General features: G+C 44.4%; 13 protein-coding genes. 8 read left to right on the top strand and 5 right to left on the bottom strand.

Annotated features, from left to right (window positions below; genetic code table 11):
• Nucleotides 1-394 precede the first annotated feature (394 nt).
• On the bottom strand, nt 395-820 hold the full coding sequence (locus ACFSKO_RS07995; RefSeq protein ID WP_380250260.1) for an SRPBCC family protein: 426 nt from the start codon (nt 818-820) through the stop codon (nt 395-397).
• Nucleotides 813-1,175 carry an ArsR/SmtB family transcription factor gene (locus ACFSKO_RS08000; protein ID WP_380250262.1) on the bottom strand — a complete coding sequence of 121 codons (363 nt, stop codon included), beginning with the start codon at nt 1,173-1,175 and terminating at the stop codon, nt 813-815. Before ACFSKO_RS08000 ends, ACFSKO_RS07995 begins: the two co-directional genes overlap by 8 nt.
• Nucleotides 1,176-1,390: 215 nt before the next feature.
• Between ACFSKO_RS08000 and ACFSKO_RS08005 the strand changes: the two genes are divergently transcribed.
• From ACFSKO_RS08005 to ACFSKO_RS08030, 6 genes are all read left to right on the top strand, one after another.
• On the top strand, nt 1,391-1,921 hold the full coding sequence (locus tag ACFSKO_RS08005; protein WP_380250264.1) for an STM3941 family protein: 531 nt from the start codon (nt 1,391-1,393) through the stop codon (nt 1,919-1,921).
• A 161-nt stretch (nt 1,922-2,082) separates the two neighbouring features.
• On the top strand, nt 2,083-2,613 hold the full coding sequence (locus ACFSKO_RS08010) for an STM3941 family protein (RefSeq protein WP_380250266.1): 531 nt from the start codon (nt 2,083-2,085) through the stop codon (nt 2,611-2,613).
• A gap of 215 nt (nt 2,614-2,828) precedes the next feature.
• Nucleotides 2,829-3,209: a hypothetical protein gene (locus tag ACFSKO_RS08015; protein ID WP_380250268.1), complete on the top strand. Its 381-nt coding sequence runs from the start codon at nt 2,829-2,831 to the stop codon at nt 3,207-3,209.
• 49 nt (nt 3,210-3,258) lie between these two features.
• Nucleotides 3,259-4,374, top strand: a complete 1,116-nt coding sequence (locus ACFSKO_RS08020; protein WP_380250270.1) for an ABC transporter substrate-binding protein — start codon at nt 3,259-3,261, stop codon at nt 4,372-4,374.
• Nucleotides 4,375-4,508: 134 nt separating this feature from the next.
• Nucleotides 4,509-5,579, top strand: a complete 1,071-nt coding sequence (locus ACFSKO_RS08025; RefSeq protein WP_380250272.1) for a FecCD family ABC transporter permease — start codon at nt 4,509-4,511, stop codon at nt 5,577-5,579.
• Nucleotides 5,579-6,340: an ABC transporter ATP-binding protein gene (locus ACFSKO_RS08030; RefSeq protein ID WP_380250274.1), complete on the top strand. Its 762-nt coding sequence runs from the start codon at nt 5,579-5,581 to the stop codon at nt 6,338-6,340. The genes ACFSKO_RS08025 and ACFSKO_RS08030 overlap by 1 nt, the downstream gene beginning before the upstream one ends.
• A gap of 33 nt (nt 6,341-6,373) precedes the next feature.
• On the opposite strand, the gene ACFSKO_RS08035 is transcribed toward ACFSKO_RS08030, so the two are convergent.
• Nucleotides 6,374-7,486: a hypothetical protein gene (locus ACFSKO_RS08035; RefSeq protein ID WP_380250276.1), complete on the bottom strand. Its 1,113-nt coding sequence runs from the start codon at nt 7,484-7,486 to the stop codon at nt 6,374-6,376.
• 361 nt (nt 7,487-7,847) lie between these two features.
• Here ACFSKO_RS08035 and ACFSKO_RS08040 point away from each other — a divergent pair, with 361 nt between their 5' ends.
• Together ACFSKO_RS08040 and ACFSKO_RS08045 are read left to right on the top strand one after the other, a co-directional pair.
• Entirely contained in the window at nt 7,848-8,522 is a 675-nt protein-coding gene (locus ACFSKO_RS08040) for a winged helix-turn-helix domain-containing protein (protein ID WP_380250278.1), read from the top strand.
• Nucleotides 8,512-9,879, top strand: coding sequence for a sensor histidine kinase (locus ACFSKO_RS08045; RefSeq protein WP_380250280.1), 1,368 nt, complete (start codon nt 8,512-8,514; stop codon nt 9,877-9,879). Before ACFSKO_RS08040 ends, ACFSKO_RS08045 begins: the two co-directional genes overlap by 11 nt.
• Nucleotides 9,880-9,883: 4 nt before the next feature.
• Here the strand turns inward: ACFSKO_RS08045 and ACFSKO_RS08050 are convergent, their stop codons facing one another.
• Nucleotides 9,884-11,878: a methyl-accepting chemotaxis protein gene (locus ACFSKO_RS08050; protein ID WP_380250282.1), complete on the bottom strand. Its 1,995-nt coding sequence runs from the start codon at nt 11,876-11,878 to the stop codon at nt 9,884-9,886.
• A 221-nt stretch (nt 11,879-12,099) separates the two neighbouring features.
• The gene (locus tag ACFSKO_RS08055) at nt 12,100-13,428 is read right to left on the bottom strand and encodes an adenylate/guanylate cyclase domain-containing protein (protein ID WP_380250284.1); all 1,329 of its coding nucleotides are present in this window, start codon (nt 13,426-13,428) and stop codon (nt 12,100-12,102) included.
• Between the last annotated feature and the right edge of the window lie 92 nt (nt 13,429-13,520).

Consider the following 13,520-nt stretch of genomic DNA (forward strand, 5'->3'; position numbering starts at 1 on the left):
TCCATGGCTGAAACAAACAAAATCTGGGATGTTCAAATTACACACAGATCTGAATTCAAGCAGTTCCAAACATGACCAAAGGAGCGATTTGCCATAACTCGAAATAAAAAAACTATTAACGTTCCCATTTTTGTCACAACAATTATCTTATTTTTAACGAACACCCCATTATTATCCTGTTGTTGCTCGCCCGATACCGTTCATCCCTAAGTAAAATTTTTATATCGTTTGATTAAGCGTTTCTATTTTGCCGTTACAGGAGGTTACCTTGCCAAGTTCACCTAAAGTCTCCCATAAAATTTCCGGTGGGACCCTCTGGTTTATTAAATCCATAATTACCCTCTATATCGTCTTGGCAGGCATCCTTGCATTAAGCATTATCGGCTAAACTGCCCTAAGCTATTGCCTTCCTCCAGTTATCGAAATGCTCATCCCACCCGGCATCGAGCGCTGTTAGCATGCCCATGGCGGCTTCTCCTGCGGCGGCTTCAATACCTTCGTGTTTGAGAGTAAGTCTTGTACCACACAGAACTTCTTCCAATGTCCATGTCACAGTTGTTAAAGATCCATTGAGCGGGCTTACGGTAAAGGTCCACACCATTTTTTCATGTGGGTTCATTTCCAACACCGTGCCCCAACACACCTTTTTCTTCTGTCCATCATCGTATGTGCGCATCAACTCATAGGCTTCGCCTTCGGTTAAATTCTTTTTTGGAGGGTGAAACCACATCCCGAGTTTGTCTTTTTCGGTCAAATAAGCCCAAACAGTCTCGCGTGTTGCATTGAAAAAAACAGTTTTGTTGATCGTTGATTTACTCATGTGATGAACTCTTTCCCTTAAGTAATTTATCTATGTTTGCCTGATCCCCTTCAACAGCCGCCTTCAAGGCGCCCAGACGATCATCCCAGAATTGGTCGAAGAACCCGATCCATTCACAAACGGTTTGCATCCCTTCAGGCTTTAATCGATTAACCCGTTCACGACCTTGGGTCTGAACGGTTATCAACTGCCCTTCTTCGAGAATGGTTAGGTGTTTTTTTATCGCAGCACGGGTCATATCAAAACGATCCGTTACCTCCCCAATGGTCATGTCTCCTTTACTTAAGTGGGTCAGGATCATCCGCCGTGTTGGATCTGCTAAAGCTTTAAATGATTCTTGTACATACGATGTCATAGTGAACCTTAAACATAATACCATTTGGTATCATTTAAAATAGTACCTTTTGGTATCATGTCAAGTTATTTTGTTTATTTACCTAAAAGCGAGCTTGTAATCGTAATTTTACATTGCCCTTTTTCGCTACCCACTGCACCCTCCTTATAAATTTGAGTATTTATAAATTATCTCGATTAAGCTTATCGATATTTCACAGAGTTAAAGGCCTAGACATGACCCAAAGTGGGGAAAAGGTAATTTATTTCAGCAAGGTAACGGCAATACTCTTAATCGTTGGGGCCGTTGTCTTTACGACATTGGGACTTAAGCTCTTTGAACGTTCTTTGAGTGAACTAACCAATCCTCAACAATACTTTGCTCTTGCCATTGCACTGGCTTGCTTGACCTCGGCAATCGGATGCGGATTTGTCGGGTTTAAGATGTTGCTGACCTCCATTCCCGGCTTAATTATTAACGATGATGGGCTGATCGTAAATTCAAACGGGGTAAACTTTGGCTTTATACCCTGGTGCGAAATTACAGCGATCCAGAAAACATCACTTCGTATGTCAAAAATCATACTGATCGACGTCAAAAACCCTCAATATTATGCACAGAAATGCACGATCTTGATACGATTGTTAAACTGGCTTAACCCCAGTCCACAAAGCACGCCCATAAAAATTTCAGCGCACGCCTTAAACATCACTCACCAAGATTTACTGCCACTCCTACAAGATTACCATCTCAAAAATCAGCCTTAACCGTAATCCAGACCACACGGGCTATAAAAATATTTCAATTCCAGATTGTATTTAGGCTGTAAACACGACACTATCCTTCCCCTTACAAGTGAGTAAAAAGCAATTTAAAACATATGGCTAGCGGGAAACTGCTATGTTTTTTTGAGTATTATGGGGAAGATATGACACAACCTGAAATCATTAAAATTCCGCGCAGTAAAATAAGCCTCTTCTTAATGTTACTTGGGTCTGTGATCTTTGTCGTTATAGGCATCTTCATGCAACACGAGCAAGTTTCCAGCGACAGAAGCGCTCAGGAACTCTTGGTCCTTCAAGGAATAGGGTTCTTTGGGATGATGTTCTTTGGCCTTTGCGGTCTGGTAGCTCTTGCGCGATTATTTTCGAACAAGCCGGGTCTTATCATAACGGATGAAGGTATTAATTATAATGCGAACGTTATCCTTTGGTCCGAAATCACAGAATTTGGAGAATATGAAAAAAAGGGCACCAAGTGCATCCTCATCCACATAAATGATCCCAAAAGTTACATCGACAAGGGTAACTTTTTACAGCGAAGTATATCAGGAGTGAATTACAAAATGACCGGTACTCCGTTGTCGATTTCAAGTACGGACTTAAAAATTGAATACGACGACCTAAAAGTTATGTTGAATGAATACCTTTCCCAAAGCCGCTTAAAATCTGCGGCTTGATTTTACAGATAAATAATTATCCATAAACGCAGTTGGAAGTTTGCGACATTATGTCATAGCAGTCATAAGCACTTGCAAGTAAAAAAGATGTCCTTAATATCACCCTCAATTCCTGACGGGATTTATAAACAACATATAGATTGCCATTCAAATGGCGGTGATGGAATACTAAACCTGTGTTTAAACCATTGAGTACATATAGTGATCTAAGATTGATGCCGGTATTATTCTGGTTGATCGCTCAGCTACTTATGACAGGTATTGTTACCCCCGTCAGCGCATTGAACATAGACAGCCAGGTTCAAAGCTCTCAAATTACACAGGTTATTATCTGTACACCAACTGGGCTGAAGCTGGTAAACCTTACACAGGATAGCTCACCAAACGATCCCTCGTCGGAGACAGATGTACCATGCAAGTGGTGTGTTGGGTTTGCAAAAACAGTCCTTCCAACATCACCACAGATCAATAGTCTTTACCGACAACAAGTGGCTTCGCCGCTCAAATGGTACATCAGTTCAGATACTGCAACCATTCCAGATCTTCAACGGTTCTCCCATATTCGCGCGCCTCCTTTCAACAGCAAAATGTCATAAATAAATCAACTCTGAATATCAGAGCTTATGCTGTTCAAAGGATATAAATATGTACCGTAAATTGATTACTGGTTTTATGGCATTTGCCATGAGCCTTTCGCTTTCCGTGGGCCTCGCACATGCTAAAGCTGAGATGATAACAATAACAGATACCGAAGGGCGCACCGTCGAAGTTCCCAAGGGAGCAAAAAGAATACTCCTTGGATTTTATTTTGAAGATTTTTATGCCATTAGTGGGAAAGTTGGTTACGAAAATGTTGTTGCCATTTCTAGAGCGACTTGGGAAGGATGGCGTAATTCACAGTGGAAAAAATATTTAAAAATCGATCCAAAACTTGAAACCCTTATTGATGTCGGCGAAGTTGATTCTGGAACCTTTTCTGTAGAAACCGCCATTGCTGTAAGACCTGATGTTGCGATTTTAGCAGCCTGGCAATATCGTTCACTTGGAAACAGTATTGATAAGTTACAAGAAGCTGGCATTCCTGTTGTTGTTGTCGATTACAATGCACAAACTGTCGAAAAACATGTAGCCTCTACCCGTATTCTTGGTACAATTATTGGCCAAGAAGAACGTGCAGAGCGACTTGCGACCGAATATGCAACCGCCGTTCAAGATGTTCTTGATCGTGTAAAAAAGGCTGGCGGAGATCCTAAGCGGGTTTATGTTGAGCTTGGTAGCAAGGGGCCTCAAGAATACGGCAATACATACTCCAAAACCATGTGGGCAAGTGTTATCGGCCTTGCTGGTGGAAACAATATCGGCGACGGGAAAATTGAAAGTTGGGGCCCCCTAAATCCTGAGTTTGTGGTTGCCTCAAATCCCCAAGCGATCTTCATTGCAGGTTCTGACTGGGTTGGCAGAGACAAAGCTGTTCTTATGGGTTTTGATGCTAAACCAGAACTCACACGATCTCGTTTACAGCCGTATGTTGAACGCGCAGGTTGGAATGGTTTTGAAGGTGTTAAAAAAGGTGACGTCCATGCCCTCTATCACGGCGGGGCACGTACTCTCTATGACTTTACCTTCTTGCAATACATCGCCAAGGTGCTTCACCCTGAAGCATTTTTGGATATTGATCCAGTAGAAAATCATCGTAAGTTTTACGAAAAATACCTCCCGATCGAAGCTGATGGTGTCTTCATGATCAAACTAGAAAAATAAATCTGTTCCCCCCGGAAAATAAAATTCAGACCGTAATGTCTGGAAGATAAATCATTGCAATAACCTTGCCTTAATAATGATTTCTGGGGGGATTTGATCTGGCAATTCCATTTAGCTGGATAAGGAGAACCGCCGTGTCGTCAAACATATCTGAACAGCAAACCCAAAACTCTTTTGACACAACCTATACCCGCTTAGTTAACAAACGTTTGTTTTGCTTATTAATCGCTATCTTTGCTTTGTTCGCTCTTTTAGTTACCGATATTCTTGTCGGTCCCGCCTTTTTAAATGCTTTTGACGTTTTAAGTGCTCTGGTTTCCCCACAATCTCAAGCTGATCCTACCGTTTACGTCATTGTACACTCCATCCGCCTTCCCATGACCTTGATGGCATTGGTGGTTGGCGCATCACTGGGTATCGCCGGTGTTCAAATGCAAACAATACTGGGTAATCCTCTCGCCTCTCCTTATACGTTGGGCTTTTCAGCAGCTGCCGGTTTTGGTGCTGCAGTAACCATTTTAATAGGGTTCGAGCTTCCCTTTATACCTGGTTTCACTGTCCCCTTAGCCGCTTTTATCATGGCAGGCCTAGCTTGTGGGCTGGTATATGGTTTCGCACATGTTCGGGGAGTAACCGCCGAAATTATGATATTGGCAGGCATTGCCACTCTTTTTCTATTTCAATCCCTGCAATCCCTTGTTCAATATATGGCTTCTCCAGAAGTTCTGCAGGAAATTGTTTTTTGGCTTTTTGGAAGCATGCTCAAAGCTTCCTGGTTCTCCGTTTCAGTATCATCCAGCATCCTTATTCTATCGATGGTTATACTTGCCCGAAACAGTTGGCAGCTCACAGCGTTACGGATGGGCGACGAACGCGCTAGAAGTATTGGGGTAAATGTACAACGCCTCCGAATTAAAATCTTTCTGCTTGTTTCCCTCCTTACAGCTGGTGCAGTTGCCTTTGTCGGGACTATCGGCTTCATTGGATTAGTTGCACCACACATTGCACGTATGATAGTTGGCGAAGACCACCGTATTTTAATGCCGCTCTCTGGTCTTGTTGGGGGACTTCTCATGATTGGAGCCTCAATTGTATCAAAAATAATATCCCCCGGTTATGTCGTCCCCATTGGTATTGTCACTGCTGTTATCGGCGTTCCATTTCTATTCGGCCTTATTCTTACTCACAAAAAGAGTCACTGGTGATGCTTACAATTTCAAACATGACCGTAAGTTATCGAACGGTGAAAGTTTTAGAAGATATAAAATTTTCACTGTACCCATGCGAATTCACAGCATTACTTGGATCAAACGGCACAGGAAAATCCAGCTTACTTAAAGCTGTTTCAGGCTTAATCCCCTCTGAAGGGCAAATTAATTTTCAAAATCGACTTAATCTTTCCCCCAAAGAATGTGGAGAAGTCATAGCTTACATGCCCCAAGACACGGGCGGTACGTCGTCCCTGACTGTCTTAGAGGTGATATTGCTTGGCCGGCTAACTTCTCTTGGAATGCGCGTTCCTGAAGATCTACAAGCAGAGGCTTATCAAAGCTTAATTGCTTTTGGACTGGAAAGCCTGGCAACCAGAACGCTGGATGAACTAAGTGGCGGGCAGCGACAGCTGGTTTACCTTGCACAATCCCTTTTTCGTAACCCTGATGTACTATTTCTTGACGAGCCTACTGCCGCTTTGGATCTCAGGCATCAATTGATCGTTCTCGACAAAGTATCATCACATTGCAAAAACAACGGGACCACAGCCATGGCAGCCATGCATGACATTTCACTTGCGGGTAGATACGCAGATCGATTGATATGCCTATCCAAAGGACGAATTATTGCCGACGGGCGACCTCAAGATGTTTTATCAGAATCTTTGATCCGAAACCTCTATGGGGTTGAAGCTGATATCGTCAACGGAGAGAATGGGACACTTCACATTACCCCTCTAAGGGCCGTTGGCTAATACAACGGCCTCATACCTACACTTAAAAATTACTTATGACTTCGACATTACAGCACCTTTGTAGAGGGCTTTGACGTCGATGATTTTCTCAGGGACCTCGTTGCCATCAATAGTTAGAACTGTGTTCTCTTGTCTGATCCAGTTATTGTTTCCCCCTTTAGGAGATTTTCCAGCCCAATCAAGGCTATGGGCATTGAGGGTAGGATAACTGTACGACGATTTTTTTACGTAGGTCATCAGTCCAAAAAGCGCGACATCCTCAATCCGGGTGCCCACAATTTCAAGGACACTGCCATCTTTTGCCGCGGCTGCAACACCAACGGATTTAACATAACCACCGATCACGTTGACCGTCGAATTCTCCCCCGCAGAAATCGCTTTATCGTGAACATTATAAATATAGGGATTCCGAACCCAGCTCTTGGTTTCTGAAAGATCAATGGCATCACCACCGATAGCATTAAACTTACTTCCTTTGATGTCCCCTTGGGAATAATCACTATCCAATGCATCGGAATGCATATCATCAAAATGCGTATCGTTTAAGGTAAAGTTTGAATTGATAATATTCAGACCATCCTCAGCCTCTGAATGATTAAAGGCTGTATCCTCCATCGTCACATCTGACTTGTAGAAGGTCGTTCCACCTGTCAGCTGTAAGTACCCATCAACAAGCGCATTGGTGTTCGTAATGACAACATTTTTAAGTTGGGAAACATCTTTCGCTTCGTAGACATAGATCCCTTTCCAGAGTTGACCTGTTTTACCTTGTAATATTATAGGGCTAGTATCCGTACCAATGGCCGTTAAAGCACCACGCACAATAATGTAGCTGTTTGGGGCAAGATTAAGGGTTGTTCCCGCTGATATCGTCAAAGGACCATCAATGATAAGCGGTTGATCAATATCCCAAACTCCCTCATTAATATGTAAAGTCCCCGCGCCTTCTTTAAAGATCGAAGCATTTTGCTGCGCAAAGCTCTCTGGTGATTGTGATAATGCCCCCACCAGAATTGGCTTTTTAATCAGAGCCAGATAACTGAGAGCACTAAAACTTCTCACGGCTTCAAAGTTGGCAAGCCCAAGTAGAGCGACGGGAATTACGGACAGAGACAAAAGTGTTCTGAATTTTCTTTTTTTGATCATAAGCGCTTTCAACCCTCTAAGATGTAAAAAGAACCAAAGAGAGAGAGCAGCGAGCGCGAGAGAGAGGAGATCGTTTCAAATTCCCACATATATTTCATGGGTATCTAGTAGGTATCTCACAAGTAACTCACAGATAAACTCACAGATAAACTCACAGATAAACTCAGTGGCTTTCTTTACTGATAGAGGCAACTTAAGTCACCCGACATAAACTCACAGTGGCTGAATTCTAAATTTTTATTCATGTTGTTTATTTCCCCTTTCTCCGTGCTAATATCTGCTTAGAACCATCAGCTCATCGCCTTAAGACAGGACTTGAGGGTGACGGCAAAGTTGAACCAGAATAGATTGATAGTCGTAAATGCGGGCGCTGATTATAGAAGATGACCACGAAGTCGCTGATTTCGTCTCCCAGGCTTTAAAAGAAGCAGGCTTCATCACCGATACAGTGCACGACGGCCGCGAAGGTCTCTACATGGCGGCCAACGAAGACTACGACATCATTATCCTCGACCGGATGCTTCCGGGTAAGGACGGCCTGTCTATCTTGAAAACATTGCGCTCGACAGATGTGATGACACCCGTTCTTGTTCTCTCCGCACTGGGGGAAGTTCGCCATAGGATTGACGGCCTGCGTTCGGGCGGGGATGACTATATGGTCAAGCCCTTCTCTGTCGCGGAACTCGTGGCACGGGTTCAAGTTCTCCTGAAACGAACGCTCCCCGCTGGTGGAGAAACCGAACTGAATGTTGGGGCATTAAAAATTGATCTTCTCTCTCGTAAAGCCACCCGTGCAGGTCAGGAAATAGATCTCAAACCCAAGGAGTACAAGCTTCTTGAGTTCATGATGCGCCATGCTGGTCAGGTGGTGACACGAACCATATTACTTGAACAGGTATGGGATTATAACTTTGCCCCACAGACCAATGTCATTGATGTCCATATGAGCAGGTTGCGCAACAAAATCGATAAGGGCTTTACCACAGAACTGTTACACACCATTCGTGGAGCGGGGTATTGTATCCGTGAAGATTAAACTCCCCCACCTTTCCCTCTCCCTTAAATTCGCACTTAGTATTGGGGGCGTTTTTTTTCTGATCAATTTTGTTTTTGAAGGGATCGTTTCCGAGACTTCCGAACATTTTATGGAAAGGGAAATCGACAACCGCTTGCAAACAAAAAGTAATGACATGAACGAAGTCTATGAGCTTGGGGGAATCAAATTGCTCCAAGCCCTAATTGATCGTCGAGCAAAACAAGAACTTGCGGATACGAAAATTTACCTTCTCACAGATGGTTCTTACAACAAACTCTCTGGAAATATTTCTGTCTGGCCGATAGAAGTCCCGAAAACCAAAGGTTTTACTGAAGTAGAAGACGACGCATCGCACCCGATAGAATATCGTTTTTTAAGTATGCCCCTTGGCGACCAGTATCACCTGTTACTTGGATTAGATACCTCCAAGGAAGAAGAGCTGGAAGATCAGGTATTCCTTGTTTTTTTGGGCGCCCTTCTCTTAAGCATCTTGGGGGGTGCCATTGCTGGTGTTATCCTGCACAAAGGCTTAAAAAAACGCCTCGCCCTCATCAACACCACTTGTTCAGAGATTATGCTGGGAAGGTTTTCCAAACGCATTCCCATATCCAGAACCAGTGATGAAATCGATGTTATGGCCCATACTCTCAACTCCATGCTTGATCGTATTGAAACCCTGATGGACGGTATCAGGCACGTTACAGACAACATCGCTCATGACTTGCGCACTCCCTTAACCAGACTACACGGACGTCTGGAAAGACTGGTACCGCTGGCAGAAAATGATAATAACCGTAAACTTGTCGAAGCCGCGATATCAGAAGTTGATCAACTCCTCATTACCTTTGCCGCACTTTTGAGCATCACGCGCTTAGAAACTGGGGAACTCGAAACCAACTTCGACCCGATATCGCTTGGGTCATTACTCGAAGACGCCATAGAAATTTACGAACCTCTTGCCGAAGATAAAGGTCAGAGAATTGTCTTGCAGGACAAGTTGAATGAAAGTTCTCGCCCTGAAAGAGTTTTGGGAGATCGGGACTTAATCATCCAATGTTTTTCCAACCTGATTGACAACGCAATTAAATATGGCCCCAAAAACAGTACAATCACAATCGATCTGTCATCCAACGATACCGAAGCCAAGATTATTATTCATGATGAAGGCACAGGTATTCCCGAAGATGAACACACCAATGTGCTGGAGCGTTTTTACCGTGTAGAATCAAGCAGAAATTTACCCGGAAACGGATTAGGACTTTCACTGGTTGCCGCTGTCGTTCGCATTCATAATGGAAAGCTGACCCTTGCAAATAACAACGGATTTCAAGCCGTTATTATTTTGCCAATGCAATAAGCCTTTAAGTTCCTGTTCTAATCTGCGTGAGGAATTTTGCGACTTCTTCTTTCAGGCGATCTGAATTTATACCAAGCTCACTGGCTGCGTGAAGAACTTGATTGGAAACTTTCCCCACTTCGCCCGATGCCTCGGTTACGCCACTGATGTTAGAAGATACTTCCCGGGTCCCGGCTGCTGCTTGATCCACGTTGCGTGCAATTTCCTGTGTCGCCGCAGTTTGCTCTTCGACTGCTGCCGCAACAGAAGAGGCGATTTGATCAATTTGCTGGATTGTTACACTGATGCCGTCAATAGAATCAGCCGCGAGCTGCGTAGAGGACTGAATACCTTCGACCTGACCGCGGATTTCATCCGTTGCTTTCGCGGTTTGGTTAGCCAGATTTTTAACTTCACTTGCCACAACAGCAAAACCTTTACCCGCATCTCCGGCACGCGCCGCTTCAATCGTGGCATTTAAGGCCAAAAGATTAGTTTGTTCAGCAATATCAGTAATCAGGCTGATCACTTCGCCAATTTTTTCCGCCGCCTTGATAAGCTCGCTAATATTATCTTTTGAATGAGTAGCTTGGTCCACCGCCTCTCTGGCCACGGTGGCAGACTGCGAAACCTGTTGGCTAATCTCGTTGCTTGAGGCCGTGAGCTCTTCGGTTGCGGCAGCCACGGTTTGTACATTTGCTGAAGCCTCAGTCGAAGCCGAGGCAACTGTTGCTGCTTGCGCGCGGGTTTCTTCTGATATCGCCGACATAGATTGCGCGGTCTGACTAAGATCGGATGAAGCCTTCGACACAAACTCTACCACCGAGCCAACACTGCTTTCAAAATCCTCGGCCATCTCTGCCATCAGTCTGCGTTTTTCAGTTTCATTGCGCTCTGCAGCACCCTTTTGTTCTTCTTCAAGCTTTGTGTTCTGAATGATACCAAGCCTGAAAACTTCAACTGCTCTGGCGATCGCACCAATCTCGTCTTTGCCTTCTTGCGCAGGGACTTCCACATTCGTATTACCTTGGGTTAGCTCACCCACCACCGCCGTAATCTTGTTAATCGGTGAAGATATCTGGCGGGCAATCAGAAAGACCACAAAAACAGCTCCAATCAGGATAACCAGAACAATCAAGGCGATTTCGGTCATGGATTGCGTGATTTCGCCAAAAATTTCAATCGCGGGCACCTCAACAATAACAAAGGACTGGATAGAAGGTATCCAGGATGCACCAACAATCATCTCACCATTGACACCAGTATAATTGGCAAGATTAACCCCACTTTCACCCTCGGTTGATGATACCGCCAAAAGCTTTCCAGCAACGTCTGATATCCCAACAGCCTTGGTGATATTCTCCTTACCGATAAGCTCTGCATCTCTATGAAGTTTGATGGTGCCATCTGCCGTAGTCAGATAAACATAGCCGGATTTACCCACCTTGATATTGGCGATGTCTTTGGCAAGTTCTTCCGCTCCAACCCCAAGCCCAACAGAGGCAAGTTTACCACCAACATCAACCCTGACATTGGTAAACATCTTCCATTTATCACCCGTGGTTTCGTTTTTATCGAGTACCATTTCATAAGATTGATTGCTCTCTAAAAAAGCGTCGAACCAAAACTTGATGGCTCCGCTCGCCCCTTCGTTATAACCATCTTGATCATAATATTTTCGCGTAGCGTTAGATACCAGAGATACGTTAAAAGCCTTTGTTCTCTGCTGAACCCGTGCGGCATAAGCCTGCCATCCAGCGATACCTTCTGCTGGTTCCCCTTGGTCAAACCAATCGAGTACAAAGGTATTATCCGCAACAGCAAAAGAAGTCGTCAGATAAACGTTTAGTTTTTTCTCAATATCGTTTCGGATCGAAGAAACGGTCGCAGGAAGCTCATTGTTATAAAGTCGCTTTGACACCAACTCGGTGGTCTGGAGATAGCTGATTGTGCCCGCGATTAAAATCGTGACGCTTAACAACACTGAAATTAACAACATAAGCTTGTTACGTATCGTCATCTATTGATCCCCAGAATTATCTTTTTATGGTGACCTCGTTTCCAACGCCTCATCAATTACACACCCGCATCATCAGACATTATATCATGAGGTATTTTGTCACGAGGCCTACAGTTTCCAACGTCCTAAATGCGCACATAAAAACTGATCCCTCTTTTACAAGGAATGATCCTAACACGACAAAGTTGAAGAGTTTATTTACAACAAAGCGGCGAAAACGCTCAAAGAATACACTCTTCAAGCGTAAATACGTCCAATGGGCGGCTTTGCCCCCGAACCGTTGTATTCCCCATCAATCTCAAAAGGGACGGATCAGTTAATTTGGATCTTGTATATTCAGACACAAGTAACGATACATTTTTTTCTTTTCGAGCAGCAAGATTCACCGCATCACCATAAACGGTATAGCTTTGACGCCCCCCCCCACCGACATTTCCAGCAATCACAGAGCCGCTGTTCAACCCAATGCGAATAGAGATTTCTTCCCCCGCAAAGCTTTTGTTTTGAACTCTACTCAGCATTTCCTCTGCGGCTTTTAGCGCATGCCTTGTGTGATCTGTGTTTTCCAAGGGTACGTTAAAAATCGCCAAAATAGCATCACCGTGAAAGGTGGCAACGATGCCATTTTGGTCGGTCACAATACCCGTCATCTCATCAAAATAACTGTTGAGGACTTCAACGGTTTTCTTTGGCCCTAGACGTTCCGTCAGGCTTGTAAAACCAACGACATCAGCAAAGAGAATGGTGGCTTCACGCTCTATTGGTTCTAAAAGCCCTTCGTCCTCTATCATGGCGGTTACAATTGGTTCCGGTACAAAACGACCAAAGATCCCGGTAATGGACTGACGGTCGCGCTCGGCAGAGATTTTATCACGCAAAGTAATCTGCGCCCGATACATCACAATCGCGATCAACAACGCCACAACGATCAGGATCACGCCTTCCTGAAACCGACTGCCCGTACCGCCAAACCTTGGGTTGAGAATAACATCAACCACCTGTTGCGCTGTCGGGTTGAGGGGAATATCTGACCAATCCAGAACCAGAACGTCGCGTTTCGCAGCTGCCAGATAGGCCCCAAGCCATCCCAGCGCCCCGACCACACCGGACCACAGAACAAGGCGGGGTGAAAAACTAAAGGCCGCCACCCCCAGAATGACAAAATAAAGCGGAAACAAGGAACTGCGAAAAATGATCACCGCAGGAAGGTCCATCTCCGGATAGAGCGGTTGGGTCCCGATCAGAGCGGAAATTATGGCAATATCCAATGTGATAAAGAGATACTTTATCCAAAAAAAATCAAAGCGTGTTGCAATCAGTCTGTAATGGAGAAGCCCCAAAACCAGAAAGCCCCCAACCAAAAACGCGAAGCTGATCGCGATATCCGGGTTGTTCGACACCCGGGAAAGCACCAGCCACACCCCGAGTAAAACCAGTGAAACAGATCGCCCAATAATCGCCAGCTTTAGCCCCGCATGCTCAGCCCGCTTAATCGTAAGCCCCACATCAGCAGAGAGATCCGGATTGTAATCACTTTTTTTTCGCGCCAATCTTTAACTCCAAAATTGTTAATATCCGGTATTCTCTATAATTAACATAACAATCACTTTAAGTTGTATTTCCTTAATGTTATCACTAAATT

This window comes from Kiloniella antarctica, from assembly GCF_042682825.1.
Taxonomy (GTDB): domain Bacteria; phylum Pseudomonadota; class Alphaproteobacteria; order Kiloniellales; family Kiloniellaceae; genus Kiloniella; species Kiloniella antarctica.

Excerpts from the sequence above, each read along its gene's own strand:
- ACFSKO_RS07995 (WP_380250260.1), bottom strand. The coding sequence starts at position 820 with ATGAGTAAATCAACGATCAACAAAACTGTTTTTTTCAATGCAACACGC.
- ACFSKO_RS08015 (WP_380250268.1), top strand. The coding sequence starts at position 2,829 with ATGCCGGTATTATTCTGGTTGATCGCTCAGCTACTTATGACAGGTATT.
- ACFSKO_RS08020 (WP_380250270.1), top strand. The coding sequence starts at position 3,259 with ATGTACCGTAAATTGATTACTGGTTTTATGGCATTTGCCATGAGCCTT.
- ACFSKO_RS08030 (WP_380250274.1), top strand. The coding sequence starts at position 5,579 with ATGCTTACAATTTCAAACATGACCGTAAGTTATCGAACGGTGAAAGTT.
- ACFSKO_RS08000 (WP_380250262.1), bottom strand. The coding sequence starts at position 1,175 with ATGACATCGTATGTACAAGAATCATTTAAAGCTTTAGCAGATCCAACA.
- ACFSKO_RS08005 (WP_380250264.1), top strand. The coding sequence starts at position 1,391 with ATGACCCAAAGTGGGGAAAAGGTAATTTATTTCAGCAAGGTAACGGCA.
- ACFSKO_RS08010 (WP_380250266.1), top strand. The coding sequence starts at position 2,083 with ATGACACAACCTGAAATCATTAAAATTCCGCGCAGTAAAATAAGCCTC.
- ACFSKO_RS08035 (WP_380250276.1), bottom strand. The coding sequence starts at position 7,486 with ATGATCAAAAAAAGAAAATTCAGAACACTTTTGTCTCTGTCCGTAATT.
- ACFSKO_RS08040 (WP_380250278.1), top strand. The coding sequence starts at position 7,848 with ATGCGGGCGCTGATTATAGAAGATGACCACGAAGTCGCTGATTTCGTC.
- ACFSKO_RS08050 (WP_380250282.1), bottom strand. The coding sequence starts at position 11,878 with ATGACGATACGTAACAAGCTTATGTTGTTAATTTCAGTGTTGTTAAGC.